Source organism: Phycicoccus sp. Soil802 (assembly GCF_001429605.1).
GTDB lineage: Bacteria > Actinomycetota > Actinomycetes > Actinomycetales > Dermatophilaceae > Pedococcus.
Genome location: NZ_LMSS01000007.1, coordinates 115,145 through 136,765, shown reverse-complemented (window position 1 = coordinate 136,765; position 21,621 = coordinate 115,145). Strand labels below are relative to the sequence as shown.

Here is a 21,621-nt window from a genome sequence, read left to right as displayed (position 1 = left end):
AGCCCGTCCCTCAGGTGTCGAACCGTTGGCGGATGGGTGCCAGGAAGATCTCGCCGGCAGCGGTGGTGGCGCTGGCCGGCAGCGCGATGGTGACGTCCCAGGTCGGCGCATCCGCGGGCAGCGGCACGGCGATCAGCTTCCCAGCCTTCTTGGCGGCGATGTGCTTGGGCACGACGGCGATGCCCAGGCCGTGCTCGACGAGGTCGAGCAAGGTGTGGACGTCATTGACCTCCGAGGCGATCCGCCGGGCGACTCCTGCCGCAGCAAAGGCCCGGTCGGCCACCTGCCGGGAGCCCCAGTCGGTGTTGAAGTCGACGAACGTCTCACCGCCCAGCGCCTTCCACCCCAGCCGCTTGGCGCGGGTCAAGCCGTGCTCGGGTCGGCAGACCACGGTCATGGGTTCGCTCTCGAGCCGCTCGAACCTCACGTCGTCAGGAGCGCCGGCCGACCCTGCGACGAAGGCGATGTCAAGCCGTCCGGTGTGCACCTCGTCGACCAACCGGGCCGACCCCGCCTGCTGGACCACCAGCTCGACGCCGGGGTGCGCGGAATGGAAGGTGGCGAGCTCCTTGGGCACGTCGACCGCACCCAGGCACTGCTCGGTCCCGACCCGCAGTCGGCCCCGTCGCAGGCCCTGGACTGCGGCGACGGCATCCCGCGCAGCCACCACGCTCGCGAGGGTCCGTCGCGACTCCTCGAGCAGCGCCTGTCCCGCGTCGGTCAGCTCGACCCGGCGGGTGTTGCGGTCGAACAGCTCCGCGTCGAGCTCCTTCTCGAGTGCCCTGATCGACGCGGACAGCCCGGACTGGGAGATGAACAGCCGTTCCGAGGCGCGGGTGAAGTGCCGCTCCTCGGCCACGGTGACGAAGTGCTCGAGCTGCCGCAGGTCCATGATCCAGAAGTGTAAGTGGATACTGCCAGCACTTTCTACTGTTGGACTTGTCAATCGTTGACAGGGATCCTTGACGACATCACCAACCCGCTCCACCTCAGGGCCGGACCCACCGGCCACCCGCCCACCGCAAGGAGCCACCCCATGCAGCTGCGCCAGATCGGCGACACCAAGGTCAGCGCCATCGGACTCGGCGGGATGCCGATGTCCATCGAGGGGCGTCCCGTCCGGTCTCGCTCCCTCGCCACGATCCACGCCGCCCTCGACGCCGGCATCACCCTGATCGACACCGCCGATGCGTACCACCTCGATGCGAGCGACGTCGGTCACAACGAGACCCTCATCGCCGAAGCGCTGGCCTCCTACGGCGGTGACACCTCCGGCGTGCTCGTCGCCACCAAGGGCGGGCACCTGCGCCCTGGTGGCGGCGCCTGGACCCTGGACGGCACCCCCGCCCACATCAAGGCCGCGTGTGAGGCGTCCCTGCAGCGCCTGGGAGTCGACGCCATCGGGCTCTACCAGTTCCACCGCCCCGACCCCACCGTCCCCTACGAGGACTCGGTCGGCGCCATCGCGGACCTGCTCGACGCAGGCAAGATCCGCATGGCCGGCATCTCCAACGCCAACCCGGACCAGATCCGCAGCGCCCAGCAGATCCTCGGCGGGCGACTGGTGTCCGTGCAGAACCAGTTCTCGCCCGCTTTCCGGTCGAGTGAGCCAGAGCTCGAGCTGTGCGACGCACTCGGCATCGCGTTCCTGCCGTGGAGCCCACTCGGAGGCATCAAGAACGCCGCCGACCTCGCCACCACCTACCAGCCCTTCGCCGAGGTCGCCGCCGAGGTCGGCGCCACCGCACAGCAGGTGACGCTCGCGTGGATGCTGGCCAAGTCCCCAGTGGTCATCCCCATCCCCGGATCCAGCCGCCCCGAGACGGTCCGGGCCTCCGCCGCCGCGACCGACATCGCGCTCACCCCCGCACAGGTCAGCCGACTCGACCAGTCCTGAACCGCGAAGCCCCGAGCCCAGCTCGCGTCGACCAGCGGACGCTACGAGGCAGCCGCGACGTCCTCGGCGCCTGGTGGCCGCACGGGCTGAGGATGCAGGCCCAGGGCCAGGTCCACCTCGGGGTCGGTCAGGGGCCGGTCCGCACTGCCTGCCGCCACCACCAGGTCGGCGAGGAGGTCGATCTCCTCGAGGAGTGCGGCATCGTTGAGCTCCTCTTCGGGACCGGTGGAGGTCACGGGGCACTCCTTTGCCTGACGGGACGGTTACGGGGACAACGAGCGCTGGGTCGCACCGTTCCGCACCCCGGTGACAATTCAGCCGAACGGATGAGGCTGGGGCGGCTCGTCTAGGGTTGGCGCGTGGCTGAACCCGGGATGGCGCTGGTCGACGGCGACCTGACCCTGCGGGCCGTCGACGGCGACGGCGGCGACCCCGACCCGACCGGTGAGCTGGGTGACCACGCGTTCTCCGTCGAGTGGCAGGGCGAACAGGTGGGGCGCGTCGAGGTGATCGACGACGGGTCCGGTGACGCCGACCTGATCTGGGCGGTCGTCGCCGAGTACCGCGAGGTCGGCATCGTCGAGCGCGCCCTGCGACTGGCCGTCGCCTGGACCTTCGACGCGCTCGAGGTGCACCGCATCGAGGCCCGGGTGCCCGACGCCGACCGATCGGGGGTGCGGGCCGCGCTGCGCGCCGGGATGCGCAAGGAGGGGGTCGCCCGCGGGGCGCTCGCGGGTCCCGGTGAGCGGGTCGACACGATGGTGCTCGCCCGGCTGCGCGACGACGCGGAGCCCGACAGCCGCGACGGCTTCATCGCCCTGCTCAACTCGTCACTGCCCACCAAGCGCGCCATCGCCCAGGGCGTGCTGCGCGACCCTGCGGGGCGCGTGCTGCTGTGCGAGCTCACCTACAAGGCCGAGTGGGACCTGCCCGGTGGCGTGGTCGACCCCTCGGAGTCGCCGGCCGAGTGCGTGGTTCGCGAGGTCAGGGAGGAGCTCGCGATCGACGTCGAGGTCCGCGCCCTGCTCGCGGTCAACTGGCTGCCACCGTGGCGAGGGTGGAGCGACGCCACGGTCTTCGTCTTCGACCTCGGGGTCGCCGACGAGGAGCTCATCGCGCGGACCACCTTGGAGCGCAGGGAGATCCGCTCGCTGCACTTCGCCGCCGAGGAGGAGTGGGAGGAGCGCGTGGCGCCCTACAACCAGCGCCTGCTCGCCTTCCTCGCCGCCCATGCCGGCCCCACGGCATACCTCGAGGACGGACTCCCGGCGCTGTGAGGTGAGGTCGACCAGGTATGCCGCGCGGCGGCCGTTCGTCGCCCACACCGGTTGCAGTGGTCAGCCGCCTGGCTGAGTGCTCGCAGGGGCATCGTCGCAGGTCAGGGCCTTGCCCCGATGTGCATCGTGAGGCAGCGAGGGGTACTGTCGCCGTGTCATTGGGCCGGGGGAAACCGTCGACACGGAGTGCACCATGACTGACTCGAGCATGCCGCCACTGACCGCGGACGAGCTGGCCGCCGAGGCCGGCACCGCCCTGCCCGACAAGGAGGTCATCAGCCTCCTCGACCTGAACGCGGACCTGGACATCGGCCTCGACGCCGCTGCGCCGATCGACCTCGCCGTGGCCGCGAACGCCAACGTGGCGGCGCCGATCGACGCTGCGGTCGGCGCGAACATCCTGTCCGTCGGCTCCGAGGCCGAGGCCATGGCAGACCAGGGCGTCATCATCGACCAGGGCATCACGGGTGAGGCCGTGGCCGATGCCGGCCAGGACTCCACGATCGACCAGGCCGCCGAGACGCCCGCCACCACGGACGCTCCCGCCGACGCGACGACGTCCCCGACCGACGGCGCGACCGACGCGGTCACCAGCAACGGCGCGCTGGACGGCAACCTGCTCAACGTCGATGTCGACCTGGCCGCCGACCTCGACCTCGCCGCGCCGATCGCGGGTGCGGTGGCGGCCAACGCCAACGTGGCTGCCCCGATCGACGCGGCGGTCGCCGCGAACATCGGGTCGATCGACTCCGATGCCGTGGCGCTGGCCCAGCAGGACGCGATCATCGTCCAGGACATCGACGCCGACGCGAACGCGACGACCGACCAGTCGTCCGACATCTCCCAGTAGTCGGCGCGAGCTCTCGCTGACGTGACTCCCTTCGAGGGGCCGGGTGCCCCCGACGCGCCCGCAGTCGTCCACGACGAGGCGACCGCACCCCCACCGAGTGGTGGGGGTGCGGCACCCGTGCGGGCCGACGGGGTGCAGCTCCTCGGCGAGGTGCCCGGTTCCGGCTACCGCGTCGCCCCCGCCCTGGTGCGCCGGGGTGACGGCCAGGCGATCCAGCTGACCCCTCTGCTCTACTCCGTGCTGGAGCACGTGGACGGGCAGCGGTCCCACGCCGAGGTGGCCGAGGCCATGGGGGCAGCCCTGGGACGCCAGGTGTCCGGGGCAGACGTGGAGACGCTGTGCGACAAGCTGCGCACCCTCGGGGTCCTCACGAAGGCGGACGGTTCGGAACCCGAGGTCCGGCGCTCGAACCCGTTGCTGGCGTTGCGGTTCAAGTACGTCGTGTCCGATCCGGAATCGACCAGGCGGATCACCGCCCCCTTCGCCCTGCTCTTCGCACCGGTCGTCGTGGTGGTGCTGGTCGGCGCGTTCCTCGCAGTCTGCGCCTGGGTGCTGCTCGACAAGGGGCTGGCGTCGGCCACCCATCAGGCCTTCGACCAGCCGGCCCTGCTGCTGGCCGTGTTCGCGTTGACGGTCGTCTCGGCCGGCTTCCACGAGTTCGGGCACGCAGCGGCCGCGCGCTACGGAGGCTCGACACCCGGGGCCATGGGCACCGGTTTCTACCTCGTGTGGCCGGCCTTCTACACGGATGTCACCGACAGCTACCGGCTCGGCCGCGCCGGACGAGTGCGCACCGACCTCGGTGGTCTCTACTTCAACGCCATCGTGGCCGTGGCGATGTTCGGCGTCTGGTGGGGCACGGGCTGGGACGCGATCCTGCTGATCATCGCGACCCAAGTGCTCCAGATGGTGCGCCAACTGGCTCCTCTCGTGCGGTTCGACGGCTACCACGTCCTGGCCGACGTCACCGGGGTGCCCGACCTCTACCACCGGATCAAGCCGACCCTCGTGGGCTTGCTTCCCCGGCACTGGAACGACCCGGAGGCCACGGTGCTCAAGCCCTGGGCCCGGGCCGTGGTCACCGTCTGGGTGGTCGTCGTCGTGCCCGTCCTGCTGTTCTCCCTCGTGATGATGGTCCTGAGCCTCCCCCGCGTCGCGGGGACCGCGTGGGCCTCCGTCGGCAGGCAGTGGGCGCGGCTCGAGACGCAGCTCGCCGACGGTGACGTGCTCGCCGTCGTGGTGCGGGTGCTGTCGATCGTCGCCATCGCCCTTCCGGTGCTGGGCGTCGTCTTCATCGTCACGCGTGTCACCAAGCAGGTCGCGACCGGCACCTGGCGGGCCACCGAGGACCGACCGATGCGGCGCGCGCTGGCCGGCGTGCTGGCGCTCGCAGTCGTGGCCGGGCTGGCCTGGTCCTGGTGGCCCCAGCCGGGCACGTACCGGCCCATCCAGGCCTACGAGCGCGGGACGCTGGCAGACGGCGTCGCCAGCACCCTGCGCTCAGGGACCCCGACCACGCTGCAGCAGGGTCGGCAGGGTGCGGGGCGAGCCGTGTGGCCCCGCGATGCGGCGCTGCCGACTGCGGAGTCGCCGGAGCTGGCGGTCGTCATGGTGCCCCGAGGGGGCCGGGCGGCGGACGGGGACCAGCAGCTGCCGACCTGGGTCTTCCCGTTCAACCGCCCGCTCCCTCCGGGCGAGGGTGGCAACCAGGCCATGGCCGTCAACACCAAGGACGGGTCCTCGCTCTACGACGTGGCCTTCGCCCTGGTCTGGGCCGATGGTGACACGGTGTCGAACAGCAACGAGGCCTACGCGCTGGCGTCCTGCACCGGGTGCCAGACCGTCGCAGTGGCCTTCCAGGTCGTCCTCGTTCTGGGAAACGCCAACGTCGTCGTCCCCGAGAACGTCGCCGCGGCCGTCAACTACGGCTGCGTGCAGTGCGTCACCCAGGCCCTCGCGACCCAGCTGGTGGTGACGTTGTCCGGCCCTCTCAGCGCCCAGAGCAGTGCCGAGCTCGCGGAGCTGTGGAAGGAGATCTCCGCCTTCGGGGACTCCATCCAGGATGTCCCCCTCAGCGAGCTCCAGGAGCGGCTGACCGAGTTCGAGCGCCAGATCCTGGCCATCGTGCAGCAGGACCCTGCCTGGGTGAAACCGGCCACGGGTAGCACGCCGACCGCGCCCACGACCACCGGGCCGACTGGCTCGACGTCGCCCACGACTGGTGCCACCGGGTCCTCGACCGGGGGTTCGCCCTCGGCCAGCTCCTCATCGACCGCCCCCGGGTCGTCGTCGAGCGCGAGCAGCACCTCGGATCCGGCGAGCACCACTGACCCCACTACCTCCCCGACCCAGCCGACGACGGCCACCGCCGAGGACGTGGCGGAGGCCACGGCCACGCCCTGACCGGCCGTTGCGCGGCATACCCTCCAGTGACGTCAGGTATGCCGCGCGCAGCGCAGGATGGGAGCAGCCAAGTGGTCAGTGGGGCGAGTGAGTTCGACACGGGTTCAGCGGTTTCCGCACGCGACGGCGAGGGGGGCGTCTACGACGCGGCCCTGGGCGAGGGGTGGCGGATCGGCGGCGGAGTCAACGGCGGGGTGCTGCTGGCCATCGCCGGTCGGGCGCTCGCCGCGGAGTTCGGCACTGCGGACGGTGACCGTCCGGCCCACCCGGACCCGTTGGCGATCAGCGCCTACTACCTGACGCCGGGTGCCCCCGGACCCGCGACCGTGCGCACCTCGGTGATCCGCCGGGGCCGGGCCGTGTCGACCGGACAGGCCTCGCTGCTGCAGGACGACGGGCAGGGCGGCGAGGTGGAGCGGGTCCGTTTCCTCGCGACCTACGGCGACCTCGCCTCGGTCGACGGCGACCTCACGACGTCCGCCCAGCCGCCCGAGCTGCCGCCCCCCGACCGCTGCGTGTCGGCGGCCCAGGCGCCGCCGGACTTCCTCAAGCACGCCTCCCTCCTCCAGCGCCTCGACATGCGCCTCGACCCGGCGACCACCGGCTGGGCGATGGGCAAGCCGTCGGGCAACGGCGTCATCCGCGGGTGGCTGCGGATGGCCGACGGCCGCGAGCCCGACCCGCTCCTGCTGCTCCTGGCCGTCGACGCCCTGCCGCCGGTCGCGTTCGAGCTCGGGCTGCCCGGCTGGACGCCCACCCTCGAGCTCACGGCGCACGTCCGCGCCCGTCCGGCCCCGGGCTGGCTGCGGGTGAACCTCACGAACCGCACGCTGGCCGGTGGCTTCCTCGAGGAGGACGCCGAGGTCTGGGACAGCGAGGGACGGCTCGTCGCGCTGTCTCGGCAGCTCGCCCGGGCGTCCGTGCCTGCCGCTGACCGCCGGTAGACTCTCGGCCTTGTGGCTCTCACTATCGGAATCGTCGGCCTGCCCAACGTGGGCAAGTCCACGATGTTCAACGCCCTGACCAAGAACAACGTGCTCGCCGCGAACTACCCGTTCGCGACGATCGAGCCGAACGTCGGGGTGGTCCCGCTGCCGGACGCCCGCCTCAAGCGGCTGGCCGAGATCTTCGGCTCCGAGCGCATCCTGCCCGCGACGGTGTCGTTCGTCGACATCGCCGGCATCGTCCGCGGGGCCTCGGAGGGTGAGGGCCTGGGCAACAAGTTCCTCGCCAACATCCGTGAGGCCGACGCGATCTGCCAGGTGGTGCGCGCGTTCGAGGACGGCGACGTCGTCCACGTCGACGGCAAGGTCTCGCCCGAGTCGGACATCGAGACGATCCACACCGAGCTGATCCTCGCCGACCTGCAGACCCTCGAGAAGGCCGTGCCGCGGCTGGAGAAGGAGTCGCGGATCCAGAAGGAGAAGAAGGCCATCCTCGACAACGCCGTGGCGGCGCAGAAGGTGCTCGAGGAGGGCCACACCCTGTATGCCGCGGGCGCGGCTGCCGGGGTCGACCTCGCCGAGGCGCGGGGCCTGGGCCTGCTGACGACCAAGCCGTTCATCTACGTGTTCAACCTCGACGAGGACCAGCTGTCCGACGCCGCGCTGCAGGACTCCCTGCGCGCGCTGGTGTCGCCCGCCGACTCGGTGTTCCTCAACGCCAAGCTCGAGATGGACCTCATGGAGATGGAGCCGGAGGAGGCCATGGAGCTGCTCGAGTCGTTCGGCGCCGAGGAGTCCGGGCTCGACCAGCTCGCCCGCACCGGGTTCCACACGCTCGGCCTGCAGACCTACCTCACGGCCGGCCCCAAGGAGTCGCGCGCGTGGACCATCGGTCAGGGCTGGACCGCGCCGCAGGCCGCCGGGGTCATCCACACCGACTTCCAGCGTGGGTTCATCAAGGCCGAGATCGTGTCCTACGAGGACCTCGACGCCATGGGCTCGATGGCTGCGGCCAAGGCCGCGGGCAAGGTCCGCATGGAGGGCAAGGACTACGTCATGTCCGACGGCGACGTCGTGGAGTTCCGCTTCAACGTTTGAAACACGGCCATTTCCGCAGGTCAGCGACCTGCGACCTCCTCGTGGGGCACGGACGGGGCACACGAGGCCCAAGCACTTTCGATCGCTCGGCGGGTTCGGTCCTCGGAATCGGGCATCAGGTGGCCATACGTGGACAGCACCAGGCTCGCGTTGTGGTGGCCCAGGCGCTCGGCCACCGCGATGACCGACTCGCCTTGTGCCAGGAGCACCGAGGCGTAGTGGTGCCGCAGGTCGTGGGACGTGGTCGACTTGGGCAGGCCGCTCCTGGCGACCGCCTCGGCGAAGATCCGTGTCCCGTAGTAGTCGTGCCGGTATGGCGCCCCGAACCGAGTGGTGAACAGGGTGCCGTCGTAGCCCGGCGCGAACTCCTCGAGATGCACCGACAGCGCTTCGGCCACCACTTGGGGGAGCGGAAGGGTCCTCGTTGAGCGCCGCGTCTTCGGGGCGCTGCGCGTCTTCTGCCCGGGGGCCAGTTGCCACTCGATGCGCACCGACCTGCGCATGAAGTCGACGTCTTGGACCCGCAGGCTCAAGAGCTCGCCGATCCGAAGGCCGAGGCCGGCTTGGGTGATGACCATCGCCCGGTTACGCCTGGGCATCGCTTCGGACAGAGCCAGGACCTGCTCGATCGATAGGGGCACGACTCGCTCCCGATGTGTCGGGGGAAGCGACAGCCGAACCACGGGCGACGTCGCCACCAACCGATCAAGCACTGCCGAGGCATATACCGAGCGCAGCAGGCTCACCAGGTTGCGCAACGTCGTCGGTGCCAAGATCTGCGCTCGGTCCGATGCCCAGGCCTGCACCTCCGACGGCGTGACCGCCGCAAGTCGTCGCGCCCCCAAGCTGGTCCCAGCAACATGAGTAGAGATCATGCTCTCCACCCGCCGAGCCGTCGTCGGTCGGTGGATCCTCGCCGCGGCCCAGCGACGGGCATACTCCAGCACCGTTGTGGTGTCCGACGGATCGACGTACTGACCTCGCAGCATGTCCGCCTCGATCTGCGTGACGAAGCGCTGGGCGTCGATCTTGCGCCTGAACGACCTCTTGCGCTGACGACCGGTGTCGTCACGCCATCGCGCCAGCCACGTGACTGCGCCACCGCGTTCGCGCTTGTCGATGCTGGCCATGTCATGCCCCAGACTCGGAGAGCCAGGCCCTGACCCGGTCGGGATCGAAGCGGATGTGGCGGCCAACCTTGAACGCTGGTGGACCCTCGCCGCGGACCCGCCACTGGTAGAGCGTCCCCATCGGCACGTTCAGGAAGTCCGAGACGTCCTGGAGGGTCCACAACCGAGCGCAGCTCGGCGGTCGCGACGTGGTTGCTTCACCTGCCGGTGAAGATCTTCGAACTGTCATCAGTGTTTCCTCTCAAGCGGTTTCTGTTGTGCTCACTTCGAATTCGGGCTCGCTCCTGGGCGTACTCGCGGGCTCGGGAGGCGGCTGCGGTGGCGAGGGCGGTTTCGCCGTCGTTGGCCCATCCGGTGCCGGCGTAGGCCCAGGATCCGATCACGACGGTGGCCTCGTCTTCGACGTCGGCGAGGAGCTCTGCCTCGATGGCGCGGAGGTCGATAGGGGTGCCTGTGCGGTTGGCCTCGACGATCCGGGCCTGAGCGCGTTGCCGGGCCCGGCGGAGGGCGCCGAGGGTGACGGAGTAGCGGCGGGACTTGGTCGCGAAGTGGCCCCGGAAGCCGAGCGTGTGTGCCCATTTGCCGAGCAACCCATAAGGGGCCGTCGGGTCCTCCTCGGCGCTGACGGCACGCGCGGCCATGCTGCGGGCGGTGGCGTGTAGGCGGCGCAGGTGGGTGGAGTCCTTGGCCTCGGTGTCGGAGGCGGACTTGGTGGCGTACTTAGCCAGGTACCCGGCGACCTGCTCGGGGGTGAGCTCGCGGTCGGGGTCGTCGGTGCGTGACGAGGTCCGCACCGGGCGGGTGTCGACCTGGACTCCCAACGCCAGCACGCGCGGGACATCGCCGTCGTGGACCGGGTCGGCGGTGACCCGGACCGCGCGGACGGCCTGCTCGACGAGCGCGGACAGCACTCGGGCGGTCACCTGGGTGGGGGCGTGAGCGAAGCCGTCAGTGGTTTGGGGGCCGTCGAGGCGGACAAGGGCGTGGAAGTGCACCGCGCCGCGCAGCTGGTACTCGGCGACCTTCGCGTACTGCACGCTCGCCACATCGCCGAGGTGGGCGGGCAGCACGCCCACGTGGTGGGCCAGCATCCGTCGCAGGGTGATCGTGAAGCGTCGCCACAGCTCGGGCGCCCACCACTGCCACACCACCTGGGAGGCGTAGTCGTAGCAGTCCGGACACAACGGCTGCCCCACGGCTATGTCCTCATCGGCGTGAATCGCCATGCAGGACAACGGTCTTCCGTGCGGGCAGCGGGCTCCGGTATCGCGTCGTGGCCGGCACCTGCCGTTGTTGGGGCGGACGCCGTGGACCGGCCCGAACGACGGGGCGGTCAGGGTCGCGAACACCAGCGGGTTCTCGCCAACGGTCGCCGGGACGCCCTTTCCGCCGGTCACCCCTGAGCGGATCAGGTGGAACGTGTCCGCCGCGTACAGCCGCGAGCAAGACTCGCACTCGGAGGCGCGCCGGTTGCCGCAGCGCACGAACGTCACCCCGGTCGGCTCATCCGCCGACGCGTAACACCGGACCAATTCACCAGTCGTCTTGTCGAAGGTGCGGGACTGGCCGACCAGGCGGATTGGCTTGGCGCAGAACCCGACCCGGGATGCGGCCACCGACCAGGCGTCGAAGTCCGGCGACAGCAACCGGGCCACCACCTGCGCCTGCGTCGCGGCGTCCAGCTGCGGCAAGTCCAGCGGGCGGTCGTCCCGATCGCCGATCGGGGGCAGCGCCGTCCACACCTGGTTGCGGGTCGTCGAGGTCACGACCACCACGCCCTTTCCCAAGGGTGTGCCGCGTGGAGCTAGTGCGACCCGTTCCACACGACACACCCGGTACTGGGGCGGCCACTAAGGGTGGTGCTCACCGACGCTGGGGGTCGCTCAAACGCCGGACACAGAAGAATCAGGGAGGTGCGGACGAAGAGTTTTGTCTGTGTGTGTTTGAGCGGCTGTCAGTTTGTGTGCGGCCTCTGGCCAAGGGTGGGGAGCCGACCCCCAGGGATATACCCGTCAAATTTGTGTGTTTGTTTTGTATGGAATTGTCCGCTGCTTCGAGGATGACACCCACCACGGACAGCAATCCACCTTTACCCCCGACCACCGGCCATCCTTGACCAACTCCTTACCCAACTAGGCGGGGATGGAACGTCCGCTCATGCCGATGTGCGTGCACACGTGTGTCGTGGCCGCCATAGTTGCCACGGTGACCGTTCAGCAGCCGGAGTGGCTGGCCCCCCTACCCCACATGAATTGGCTCGTCGCGGCGGGTGGCTTGGCCGCATTCGGTTGTGTGTTGCTCTGGATCGGTCGCGAGAGTCAAACGGCTCAGCCGCGGCACGCCGCCGACGGGACGGTAACAATACCGGGAGACTTCCACCGCGCGGCCTACGTCGCGGGAGCATGGGCCATCGGTGGAGGGGTGCTCGCCCTGGTTGACTGGGCTACAGCATCGGCGGCGCCGCCATACGCCCCCTTAATGACTTGTCTCTGGGTGATCCTCATGTTCGCGTCGTTGGCGGGGATGGGCTTGGCGTTGCGGTACTCGGCCGTGTTCTCCGCAGAGGGTCTCGCGGTGCGTCACCCCTTCGAGTCGTTCTTCCTGCCGTGGCACGCGTTCGAAGGGCTTGAGGACGGACCGTCGTTCACTCTGCGTGTGCTTGTCGGCTCCCACGAAGGGGTGGTCGTGCGGCGTCCCTTCAGCAGGCTGTTCGGTGAGCCAAGGGTGCCCAACTCGTTCGTCGTGTCGCCGGAGGCTTTGGTTGGCGGCGCCTCGACGTTTCGATCGGAGCTCGATCTCGCGCTCGAGACGTTCATGGGCGGGCCGGACGTCGAGCGATGACGGCGGTCAGACGGCTCACCGAGGTCGTCGGGCTTCAGTCACCCACTCGCTGAACTGCTCGACGTACGTGGTCGCGATCGTGCCGAAAACATCCGATCATGCCGCTCTGCGCGCGATCAGGCGCACGCTACTGCCGCCGGTCGTGCCTATGACGGCACACCTGCGGGGCCGTCTTAGCGTGGTCGATCGCTGGGCCGAGCGGCCGGTGACGAGGTTCGAGCGCAAGGGGACTGCCGCCGGCCGCGGCATCGCCGACCTGCGGTCCCGACGGACAGCCTGACCGATCGGGCGCAGCGCGGATTGGATACGTCAGCCGCCCCCGGCGATGTTGACCAGCCACGAGGTCCCGAACCGGTCGACGCACATCCCGAACTCGTCGCCCCACGGCTGGGTGGCCAGCTCGACCGTCACGGTCCCTCCGTCCGACAGCGCCTGCCAGTAGCCGCGCAGTCCCTCGGTGTCGTCCCCGCCGAGGCTGACCGCGAGGTTGTTCCCGGGCCGCAACGTCTCGCCCGGCAGCATGTCGGCGGCCATCAGCGTGAGGCCAGACGCCGTTTCCAGCTGGCCGTGCATGACCTGGTCGCCAATGCCGTGGTCGTCGGTGCCGAAGTCGCCGAAGTGGTTGATCGTGAGATCGCCGCCGAACACGTCCTGGTAGAACGCCAGAGCGGCCGAGGCATCACCCGCGAAGCTCAGGTAGGGGTTCAGTCGAGTGGTCATGGACCGACGATAGAGGGCTCATCCCAATCGAGGGTGTAGGTGGGGGGTCTGAAGCCGCCGGTCTCAACGGCACCAGCCGTCCGGTTCGACGACCCGGCACGCGAGGACTGCACGAACCGCCCGATCATGCCGCGCAGCGTGCGCTCGCCCTCGTCGGCAGGTGGTTCACGGCAGATCCGCCGGCTGGGTTGTTCCCGCGCGCTGCACCCACCAGCCTGACATGCTTCGCCCATGCCCCAATCCCAAGCAGCGGTTGCAGACGCCCTGGCTGAAGCACTGGAATCACAGCGGCCGGTTCGCATCGTTCGCGAGCACGATTGGTGGGCTGAAGAAGTCCGCGGATTCGTGGTCGGTATCTCCGGCGACTGGGTCGCGCTACACCGGTTGATGGATACCGCCTACATCGACGGCTATGACATCGTGCGCCTTCAGGACGTCACCGAGCTCGATCACGATGACGATGACAAGGCTGCCTACACCGAGCGGGCGATTGCGGGCCTGGGCCGACCGGCCGTGGGCTTTCGATTGCCGCCCAGTGCGACGACACCAGCGGTCCTACACGCCGCCGCCGACAGCGCACAGCTGATCGTCGTGCACACCGAGGCGACCGACGAGGACGCGTTGCTCATCGGCCACCTCTGTCGGCTCGGCGCGGAGGAGTTCGACATCCACCTCATCGGGCCCGAGGGCCATTGGTCCCGCGAGCCCGGCCAGTGGCGCTTCGAGGACGTGACTCGGATTGTGTTCCACGATCGCTACTCGACAGCCTTGGCCCGATATGGCGACACGCGTCCGGCTGTCCATGCAGGCTCAGCGAGAGACGGGAGCCTTCTGTGCAACTGCGTCGTAGAGCCGTGAACCGCGCGTGGCCCCCGGACTGACAACCGGGCACGCCGCGAGCCGCGTCCAGGTGGCACGCATCAGACGACGAAGCACAGCGAGCACGCATCCGTGACGTGTGCGAATCGGTGAGGACTTTCTTCACATGGCTCAAGCGCGGCTTCGCCGCGACGCGGGGCCCCGCGATGGGGCCCCGCGCTGCGGGCGGCGCTGGCGCGCCGTCCTCGCGCACCCCAACGCACCCCGCGAACAGACGAAGTGCCCCGGATCTTGTCCGAGGCACTCCTCACCACCGAGCCGCCGACCCGACTCCGCAGCCTCCGGCCGGCACTCACGAGCCCGTCAAGGCCGAGCTCCCAGCCAGGTCACGGTGCACACTCCGTGTACCGCCACATCGGCGTTCATGTCAGGGCGGCCTTGACCGACTCGAGCGCCGCCCTCCACTGCTCCGCGATCGGGTCGGTGGCTCTCCCTGCCCAGCCCTTCTGGGGCACATTTGGGGCACACGAGATTCACGCCCTGCGGCAGCCACCGTCACACAACCGAAGCCAGTCGGAGCGCTGACCAGCGCAAATACCGCCGCAACACAGGCCCAAAGCCCGGGGTCGCAGTTCCGCTTCAACGTCTGACTTGGTCGGGCCGGAACGGTGTGCCGTGGCCGGGCACGATGAGCACCGGCTCCAGCGCCAGCAGCGCAGCCCGAGACCGTTCCAGGGTGGCCTGGTCCTCCGCGAGGGGGTCTTCGTCTGGACCGTCCTCGGACCACCACAGGTGGGTGCAGGCGACCAGGCCCTCTGCGGTGTCAACCAGGGTCGTGATGTCCTGGGCCGTGTGTCCGGGCGTCGCCATCAGCCGCACCGAGGGGGAGACCTCGAACCCGTCCGCCGGACGGTCGGTCCACGTGTCGCCCTCGTAGACGGCCCAGAAGTCGTGGAACCGCGCTCGCTCGAACAATGCTGCGTTCAGCGTGTGGTCGGGGTGGTGGTGGCTGAAGACCACGTCGCGGACGTCTGAGGCCTGCAGCCCGAGCGCCTCGAGCGGGTCGAGGATCTTGCCGCGGTGGGACACCATCCCGGGATCCACCACCACCGCGTGCGACCCGTCCCGGATGAGGACCACGGTGCTGGCCACGCGTTCGTCGGCGTACCCCACCGAGAGGACGTCCAGCTCTGCAGTCATGCGTCATGGTGACACGGCGTCCGTGCGGCGTGTGCGAACGGAGGCAGCGACTCGAGCCGCTGGTGAACCAACGCCGAGCCTTGGTCGCCCACTCGCAGTGCTACTCGATGAGGTAGACCTGCCGCACCTGGAGGTCGCAGGACGTGCCGAGGGCGCAGTCGCTCTCGTGGCTCGAGCCGGACAGCCGTAGCTTCACGGCCTTGAGCAAGAGGTAGTTGGTCTGGTTGTCTCCCGTCGCTGGGGTCAACGACGAGGGGTTGTTGGTGGGTCCGGCACACTCGCCGGTCATGCTCAGCCCCGAGCTGTCCTGGCCTCCGAAGTGGTAGCCACAGACGACCACACCGATCAGCGCCTGGACCGGGTAGATGGCGTTGTTGCCGCCGGCGTTGACCACCGCCGACTGGTCGCAGGGTGGCACCCCGCAGAACACCGGCAGCAGGATCTGCTTGTGCGTGCTCACCAAGGAGTCCCAGGCCTGCAGGATCGGTGTGCCACCCAGGTTGCCGCTGTTGGCTGCCAGGCAGGAGCTGGACTTCGCCGGGCAGCTGCCCTCCAGGTAGGTGCGCAGGGCGGAGCCGGTGCGCGGGGTCTGGTTGGGGACGATCGTGATCGGGTCGGTGCAGCCGTTCTGGGTCGCCGTGCCCAGGTAGGTGGTGCTGTTGCTGCCGGCCTCGGGGCAGTCGATGGACCACCAGTTGCCGCTGCTGCTGGCGCCGGGGCACATGGTGTTCCCGGTCGAGGGGAGCGTCATCTGGAAGACCGTGGAGGGCAGCACCGTGGGCAGCTGGCTCCCGCAGACCGCGTAGGGCCGGACGCCGATCGCCTCGGAGGGCGCGGAGACGATGGCGGTGGCGGGTCGGGTGGTGGAGTACGGGCCGTTGTGACCGAAGATCCCGCCGAGCAGGGTGGGCGTGGAGCCCCCCGACACGTACCGGACCTGGATGGACCCCTTGGTGGTGCAGGTGGCGCTGTAGCTGGCCTCGGTGCTGCCCGGTCGGTTGTCCTCGCGGATGGCGGAGGCAGCGCTGGCTGCGGCGGCGGTCCACGCCGGGGTGGCGAGGATCGTCGCGCAGCTGCCGGTCTTGTCCGCGAAGACGTTCGCGGCCGCCAGCGCCGCGGCATCCGAGGCGGCCTGGAGCCGTCGGGTGCTGGCGTAGGACACGCCGAAGTCGAGGGTGAAGGCTCCGATGCCCACCAGGACCACCATCATCACTGCGACGGTCACCGCGACCGCGCCGCGGTCCGACCGCTCACTCCCCAGGCGGCGCCGTAGGGTGCCCGTCCTCCAGGCGTCAAACCGGCTCATGGGGCGTTCGTGGGGAGGGTGGTCACGGGCCCGGGTGTGGTCAGCGTCGGCGTGGGCAGGGTGGTCTTGGACTGGCCCGGCGGCGTCGCTGGTGCCTTGCTCTTGGACGTCGAGGTCCCCTTCGGTGTCCTGGAGGTCGAGGTGCCCTTCGGCGTCTTGGTGGCACCAGAAGAGCCGGGGTGGGGGATCTTCGCGCAGTAGGCGGCGATCTTTGCCTCGCCTCCTGCGGCCTTGGCCAGGTTGCGGAAGGCCACCGAGCTGCCGGGCTTGTCCTTGTCCTGGGCCTGGTGGTGGGTCCAGGCGTTGCAGAGTCCGAACGCGGCCGGACCGGACGCGTCGGGGCCCACGGGTGTGCCGGTCTTGTCAGGCTTCGGCGTCGGCTTCGCGGCATCGGTCGTCGCGCTGGTGGCCACCGGCGCGACCGGAGTCGGATGAGCCGGGCCCATCGCACCCGAGGCGAAGACGATCGTCGCCACACCGCCCAGTGCGACCGCGGCGCCCGCCGCGGATGCGAGGGCCCTGAGACCAGTTGCTGAGGGGATCATGGCGACCCTTCGGGATCGGGGCTGGGCGAAGGTGCTGCCATAGGCGGTCATGGCCTTCGCATAGCCGGCCAGCTCGCTGCGCTCGGGCGGCGAGGTCAGTGCGTTCATGGCGTCGGCAACCCGCTGGACCTCGGGGGCGCCCTCGAGGGGACGGTGGCCCTTGAGCATCGAGTCCAGATCGGCGTCCGAGATCACGGGCTCGGCGCCGCTGCCGGTGGGGTCGGTGAAATCAGTCATGGCACTGGATGAAGCGCCGCCAGCGGTTACTGCGTTACACCTTGGCTCCGCAGGGTCGCTGCGAGGGTCCGCAGTCCGCGATGGGCCGACACCCGGACGGCTCCCGGGCTCTTGCCCACCATCGCGGCCACGGTCTCCACCGGCAGTCCAGCGATGACTCGAAGGGCCAACACCTCGGCCTGCACCGCAGGCAGGGTCGACAACAGGGCGACCACCGATCCCGGGCTCAGGTCCTCCAGCACGCCGAGGCTCGGGTCGGGAACCGCCCACGCCTGCTCGCTGGGGTCGCCGAGCACCTCCCGTGGTCGCCGGGAGCGGCGCCGGGCGGCATCCAGGGCTCGCCGCCTGGCCGTGGTGAACACCCAGGCGCGCCACTCGACCTCGTTGCCACGAAACCGACGAAGGCCCTTGATCACCGAGATCCACGTCTCGGCTGCCAGGTCCTCGGCATGACCGCCAGGCTCCAACGAGAGGTAGCGCACGAGACGGGGGTTGAGGTCCAGCCACAGGCGCGAGAAAGCCTCCTCGTCGCCGGCCTGTGCCTTGGAGAGGAGCTCCGCGAAGTCCTCGCGCGCCACAGGGCCAGTATCTGGAGCCGGCTCGGGTCCGGTGGCGGTTCGCCGAACCCGTCGCCCGTTCGGACGAGGTCGGATGCTGGAGGCAGGCGCCCATCCCGGTGCCTCGGGTGGGCAATTGTCCGGTAGGTCGCGGATGTCCTCACCTGAACGGGTGCAACTTGGCCTTGCCTTGACCGCTACTTGACCAAATCCATACCTACCTTGGTCCGGCTGGGCCATCCTTCGCCCCAGGGAGACCGCAGGGGTCGCCCGTGATCGAGGGGACTTGCTCATGTTCAGGAAGACTGTGGCTGTGGCCGCGCTGGGGGCCGGGCTGCTGCTGGCAGCAGCCGGGTCGGCGTCTGCGTACACGATGGATGCAGGCGGTGTGGGCTGGGTCGGCAAGGGGGAGGTCCAGAGCGCCTACGGCTGGAACAACAAGGCCATGCAGGACAACGTCGCAGGCGTGACGTTCGCCTATGACAGCACCGCCACCTACGAGGTCGTCTGCGAGTTCGACAACCCCGGCGGGCACCACGTCATCACGAACACCAAGCGCTCCTCGGTCAACGCGACCGTGGGCAGCGACTCCCGCACCAACAGCAGCGGCAAGCAGGGGCCGATGACGGGCTGGTACCTCACCGGCTTCGGCACGGTCACCTCGACCGGCACGAACATCCCGGCTGTCGGAGACGGTTGCCCGGGTAACAGCGGGCTGGGCGCCATCACCTCCGTGACGCAGACGGGCACCGGCACCGGTGGCCTCTATGCGCTGTGGGGCGGTCAGAGCCGACTGCTCACCCTCACCGTGGCGACCACGACCCTCTGAGCTGGCTCGCCAGATGGTTGACCGCTCCGGCGCGGGGCCCGCGATTGGGCTCCGCGCCGGAGCCGCCTGCTGCCGGCTCGGGCAGCTCGGACGAGTGGCTGCTCGTCCGTTCGGGCAGGGTTGTCCGGTTTCGGCGCAGGCGTGGTCGGCGCCGGCCTAGCGTGGCCGCCACCGAGTGAACGTTCCTCATTTCCTGCTACGCCCGGAAGTGCTTGTCCCTCCTCATGATCCGTCGATCCGACCGCCACCGGCCAGCTCTGGCTGGGTCGATCCTCGCAGTCCTCGCGCTCGCGGCCTGCGCGCCTGCCAGCGCCGACTCGGCGGCGTCCGCAACCTCTCGCGCCGGGTCGAGCAGCGGGACCACCAACCCGGCGTCGCCCTCCATCACGGCCGCGGTCGTCACGGCGGGTCTCCCGGCCACGACCTCGAGCGCCGTCGCAGCGCCGAGCACGCGGCATACCTCGTCGCAGGACCAGCCCGCGCCCGCCCAGACGGCAACGGTGCGGCCGGGCACGGCCGTCACGACCTTGGCGACCTTGACGGTGAAGGGTCGGGCGCCGCGGACCGGCTACGACCGTGACCTGTTCGGGCAGGCCTGGGCCGACGTCGACCGCAACGGCTGCGACACCCGCAACGACATCCTGCGGCGCGACCTCACCGGCACCACCCTCAAGGCAGGCGCCCACGGCTGCCTGGTGCTCACCGGCACCTTGACCGACCCGTACACGGGCACGCGCATCGCGTTCGTCCGTGGCCCGGGCACGTCCAACGCCGTCCAGGTCGACCACGTCGTCGCCCTGTCGGACGCGTGGCAGAAGGGTGCCCAGCGGTGGACCACGAAGACCCGCACGGCGTTCGCCAACGACCCGCTCAACCTCCTGGCCGTCGACGGGCCCACCAACCAGCGCAAGGGAGACGGCGACGCCGCCACCTGGCTGCCGCCGCGCAAGGCGGTCCGGTGCGCCTACGTCGCACGGCAGATCGCGGTCAAGCACCGCTACGCGCTGGCCGTCACCGCCGCCGAGCGCGACGCCATGGTCCGGGTGCTCACCGCCTGCCCCGGGCAGTCCCTGCCCCGCTGACCCCGCGACGACCCCGCTGAGGCGGCCCGACCACGCCACGGTCGCGGGACCACTGCGGCCGGAAATGCCCCGGCGCCCGGGCGGGTCGATCTGGCAGATTGACCGGTATGACCGTGTCCGTGCCCGCGCAGGTCGGACCAGCGGCGCCCGTGTGGGTGCTGCTGGAGGGAGCCTCTGACGTCGCTGCCGTGCGGGTGGTCGCGCAGCGCGCCGGGGTCTCCCTGGAGGCGCGCGGGGTCGAGCTGGTCGACATGCACGGCGCCACCAACATCCGTCGGCACCTGTTCGCCGCGACGGAGGCGACCGACAGCCCGCGGGTGCTGGGGATGTGCGACGCCCCGGAGGCGCCGTTCTTCGTCCGCGCCCTGCGTCGGGTCGGCTGTGCCGTGGACGGGCCGGGCGACCTGCCCTGGTGGGGCTTCCAGGTCTGCGACCGGGACCTTGAGGACGAGCTGGTGCGCCATCTGGGCGAGGCGGGCACCCGGACGGTGCTGGAGGAGCTCGGACTCACCCAGCGGTTCGCGATGCTGACCCAGCAGCCGGCGTGGGTTTCGGGCTCCTTCCACGACCGGGTCCACCGGTTCGCGGGGGCGGCGTCGGGGCGCAAGGAGCTGATGGCCGGCGCGCTGGCCGGGGCGCTCGACCTGGACGCCCTGCCGCGGCCGCTGACCGGGCTGCTCGACGCGATCTCCCGGTCCGGGCCGACCTTCGAGGAGCTCCGTGGCGCGGCTCCAGGACCGGATCGCACCGCCGAGGGGCGCGGCTGACCCCGAGGGCGCCCACCCGCGAGGGCGCCCACCCGCGAGGCTGACGCGCACAGGGAGGCCACAGGCACCGCATACCCCTGCTTGACGGCGACCCAGCACGGTGGAGCCATGAACACCGCCGCCCTCGCCACCCGTCCTGCTCCGCTCGCCGCCCGCCCCGCGCCGTTCCAGCGTCGCGGTCGACGAACGTGGCGACGCCCACGAGGGGCGCCGCCACGTCGAGTCGGACCGGGTCAGGCGTGGCCCACGCCGAACCCTGCGAGCCAGCTCTGGACGACCGGGATGTCGATCCGCTGCAGACCACCGAGGTAACGGCAGTTGGACGTGTAGCCGTAGCTCGTCACGGTCACCTGGTAGCCACCGTTGAACGACGGGCCACCGGAGTCGCCGAAGCAGGTGCCACCGCCACCGCGCGGGTCGTTCTCGTTGCCGTTGACCTGGAGGATCTGCGGCGTGAGCTTCTGCCCCACCTCGTCGGTGACCCGGCGCACGATCGGGTAGGACATCGGCGTGGGCTTCTGGGGACCACTCTCGGCCTGGCGCACCTCGGTGCCGTAGCCGACCGCCGTGAACAGCGTCTTGTTCAGGACGTTGGGCGTGTACTTGTCGAGGTAGTTCGTCGGGGCGATGGTCGCCGGGGCGATGGTGGTGACCGGGGCGTCGAGGACGATGACGCCCACGTCGTTCCAGTTCCGCAGGTCGGTGAAGTCCGAGTAGCCCGGGTGGGTGTGCGCGGTGCCGCTGAGGAAGCCGGCCGCGGTCAGCTCTGCCGACGTGTAGCCCGCGGCAGGGTTGGCGGCCGCCGGCAGTGGCGACGGCGGGGCCTCCGCCACCACGGACTTGAAGGTCACGGCGGTCTTGCCGACCGTGCCGTCGGTGCAGTGCGCTGCGGTGACCAGGACGGTCGGCGACACCAGGGTGGCGCTGCAGCGGAACCGGCCGGTGCCGTCGTAGAACGCGATCATGCCCACGTTCGGGTGGCCGTTGCCGTCGAGGTCGCCCCCGGTGATGGCCGATGCGGCGAGGGTGGTGCCCCCGACCATGGCGGTGCTGATGCCGAAGACGGCCAGCGCGCGACGAAGTTTCATGCGGACTCCCTACAGTCTGGTCACCCCCGTG

Annotated in this window: 22 protein-coding genes; 11 read left to right on the top strand and 11 right to left on the bottom strand. The window is 70.2% G+C overall.

Features of this window, described 5'->3' with window-relative positions:
- Window positions 1-10: 10 nt before the first annotated feature.
- Entirely contained in the window at window positions 11-892 is an 882-nt protein-coding gene (locus ASG91_RS17575) for a LysR family transcriptional regulator (protein WP_056923953.1), read from the bottom strand.
- 144 nt (window positions 893-1,036) lie between these two features.
- Between ASG91_RS17575 and ASG91_RS17570 the strand changes: the two genes are divergently transcribed.
- Window positions 1,037-1,897: an aldo/keto reductase gene (locus ASG91_RS17570; RefSeq protein ID WP_056923952.1), complete on the top strand. Its 861-nt coding sequence runs from the start codon at window positions 1,037-1,039 to the stop codon at window positions 1,895-1,897.
- Window positions 1,898-1,938: 41 nt separating this feature from the next.
- On the opposite strand, the gene ASG91_RS17565 is transcribed toward ASG91_RS17570, so the two are convergent.
- Window positions 1,939-2,133 (bottom strand): hypothetical protein, encoded by a 195-nt coding sequence (locus ASG91_RS17565; RefSeq protein ID WP_056923951.1) that lies wholly within the window; start codon window positions 2,131-2,133, stop codon window positions 1,939-1,941.
- 123 nt (window positions 2,134-2,256) lie between these two features.
- Between ASG91_RS17565 and ASG91_RS21305 the strand changes: the two genes are divergently transcribed.
- The 5 genes from ASG91_RS21305 to ychF all read left to right on the top strand — a co-directional run bounded on the left by ASG91_RS21305 (window position 2,257) and on the right by ychF (window position 8,469).
- Window positions 2,257-3,174: an NUDIX hydrolase gene (locus ASG91_RS21305; protein WP_235545752.1), complete on the top strand. Its 918-nt coding sequence runs from the start codon at window positions 2,257-2,259 to the stop codon at window positions 3,172-3,174.
- 193 nt (window positions 3,175-3,367) lie between these two features.
- Window positions 3,368-4,024 carry a hypothetical protein gene (locus ASG91_RS17555; RefSeq protein ID WP_056923950.1) on the top strand — a complete coding sequence of 219 codons (657 nt, stop codon included), beginning with the start codon at window positions 3,368-3,370 and terminating at the stop codon, window positions 4,022-4,024.
- A gap of 21 nt (window positions 4,025-4,045) precedes the next feature.
- A complete protein-coding gene (locus ASG91_RS17550; protein WP_056923949.1) occupies window positions 4,046-6,427 on the top strand; it encodes a hypothetical protein in 2,382 nt (793 codons plus the stop codon).
- 71 nt (window positions 6,428-6,498) lie between these two features.
- The gene (locus ASG91_RS17545) at window positions 6,499-7,371 is read left to right on the top strand and encodes a thioesterase family protein (protein ID WP_235545744.1); all 873 of its coding nucleotides are present in this window, start codon (window positions 6,499-6,501) and stop codon (window positions 7,369-7,371) included.
- Window positions 7,372-7,383: 12 nt separating this feature from the next.
- Window positions 7,384-8,469, top strand: coding sequence for a redox-regulated ATPase YchF (ychF, locus tag ASG91_RS17540; RefSeq protein ID WP_056923947.1), 1,086 nt, complete (start codon window positions 7,384-7,386; stop codon window positions 8,467-8,469).
- A 20-nt stretch (window positions 8,470-8,489) separates the two neighbouring features.
- Here ychF and ASG91_RS17535 read toward each other — a convergent pair whose 3' ends face one another.
- Genes ASG91_RS17535 through ASG91_RS17525 form a run of 3 tightly spaced genes read right to left on the bottom strand, consistent with a single transcriptional unit; the run spans window position 8,490 to window position 11,365 of the window.
- Entirely contained in the window at window positions 8,490-9,599 is a 1,110-nt protein-coding gene (locus ASG91_RS17535) for a site-specific integrase (RefSeq protein ID WP_056923946.1), read from the bottom strand.
- A 1-nt stretch (window position 9,600) separates the two neighbouring features.
- On the bottom strand, window positions 9,601-9,828 hold the full coding sequence (locus ASG91_RS21385) for a helix-turn-helix domain-containing protein (protein ID WP_082592705.1): 228 nt from the start codon (window positions 9,826-9,828) through the stop codon (window positions 9,601-9,603).
- Window positions 9,797-11,365 (bottom strand): replication initiator, encoded by a 1,569-nt coding sequence (locus ASG91_RS17525; RefSeq protein ID WP_200961352.1) that lies wholly within the window; start codon window positions 11,363-11,365, stop codon window positions 9,797-9,799. Before ASG91_RS17525 ends, ASG91_RS21385 begins: the two co-directional genes overlap by 32 nt.
- A 439-nt stretch (window positions 11,366-11,804) precedes the next feature.
- Between ASG91_RS17525 and ASG91_RS17520 the strand changes: the two genes are divergently transcribed.
- Window positions 11,805-12,440, top strand: coding sequence for a hypothetical protein (locus ASG91_RS17520; RefSeq protein ID WP_157582184.1), 636 nt, complete (start codon window positions 11,805-11,807; stop codon window positions 12,438-12,440).
- A 309-nt stretch (window positions 12,441-12,749) separates the two neighbouring features.
- On the opposite strand, the gene ASG91_RS17515 is transcribed toward ASG91_RS17520, so the two are convergent.
- Entirely contained in the window at window positions 12,750-13,160 is a 411-nt protein-coding gene (locus ASG91_RS17515) for a VOC family protein (protein ID WP_056923942.1), read from the bottom strand.
- A gap of 231 nt (window positions 13,161-13,391) precedes the next feature.
- Between ASG91_RS17515 and ASG91_RS17510 the strand changes: the two genes are divergently transcribed.
- Window positions 13,392-14,018: a hypothetical protein gene (locus tag ASG91_RS17510; protein ID WP_157582181.1), complete on the top strand. Its 627-nt coding sequence runs from the start codon at window positions 13,392-13,394 to the stop codon at window positions 14,016-14,018.
- A 600-nt stretch (window positions 14,019-14,618) separates the two neighbouring features.
- Here ASG91_RS17510 and ASG91_RS17505 read toward each other — a convergent pair.
- The 4 genes from ASG91_RS17505 to ASG91_RS17490 all read right to left on the bottom strand — a co-directional run bounded on the left by ASG91_RS17505 (window position 14,619) and on the right by ASG91_RS17490 (window position 17,845).
- Window positions 14,619-15,179 carry an MBL fold metallo-hydrolase gene (locus ASG91_RS17505; protein WP_056923940.1) on the bottom strand — a complete coding sequence of 187 codons (561 nt, stop codon included), beginning with the start codon at window positions 15,177-15,179 and terminating at the stop codon, window positions 14,619-14,621.
- 100 nt (window positions 15,180-15,279) lie between these two features.
- Window positions 15,280-16,485: a pilus assembly protein TadG-related protein gene (locus ASG91_RS17500; RefSeq protein ID WP_082594291.1), complete on the bottom strand. Its 1,206-nt coding sequence runs from the start codon at window positions 16,483-16,485 to the stop codon at window positions 15,280-15,282.
- Window positions 16,482-17,267 (bottom strand): hypothetical protein, encoded by a 786-nt coding sequence (locus tag ASG91_RS17495; protein ID WP_056923938.1) that lies wholly within the window; start codon window positions 17,265-17,267, stop codon window positions 16,482-16,484. The genes ASG91_RS17500 and ASG91_RS17495 overlap by 4 nt, the downstream gene beginning before the upstream one ends.
- Before the next feature lie 26 nt (window positions 17,268-17,293).
- Window positions 17,294-17,845, bottom strand: a complete 552-nt coding sequence (locus ASG91_RS17490) for an RNA polymerase sigma factor (protein WP_056923937.1) — start codon at window positions 17,843-17,845, stop codon at window positions 17,294-17,296.
- A 271-nt stretch (window positions 17,846-18,116) separates the two neighbouring features.
- Between ASG91_RS17490 and ASG91_RS17485 the strand changes: the two genes are divergently transcribed.
- From ASG91_RS17485 to ASG91_RS17470, 3 genes are all read left to right on the top strand, one after another.
- Window positions 18,117-18,653: a hypothetical protein gene (locus tag ASG91_RS17485; RefSeq protein ID WP_157606416.1), complete on the top strand. Its 537-nt coding sequence runs from the start codon at window positions 18,117-18,119 to the stop codon at window positions 18,651-18,653.
- A gap of 224 nt (window positions 18,654-18,877) precedes the next feature.
- Complete coding sequence (locus tag ASG91_RS20375; RefSeq protein ID WP_082594289.1) at window positions 18,878-19,735, top strand: HNH endonuclease family protein; 858 nt, start codon at window positions 18,878-18,880, stop codon at window positions 19,733-19,735.
- A gap of 107 nt (window positions 19,736-19,842) precedes the next feature.
- A complete protein-coding gene (locus tag ASG91_RS17470; RefSeq protein WP_056923934.1) occupies window positions 19,843-20,502 on the top strand; it encodes a TOPRIM nucleotidyl transferase/hydrolase domain-containing protein in 660 nt (219 codons plus the stop codon).
- 233 nt (window positions 20,503-20,735) lie between these two features.
- On the opposite strand, the gene ASG91_RS17465 is transcribed toward ASG91_RS17470, so the two are convergent.
- On the bottom strand, window positions 20,736-21,590 hold the full coding sequence (locus ASG91_RS17465; RefSeq protein ID WP_082594288.1) for a trypsin-like serine protease: 855 nt from the start codon (window positions 21,588-21,590) through the stop codon (window positions 20,736-20,738).
- Between the last annotated feature and the right edge of the window lie 31 nt (window positions 21,591-21,621).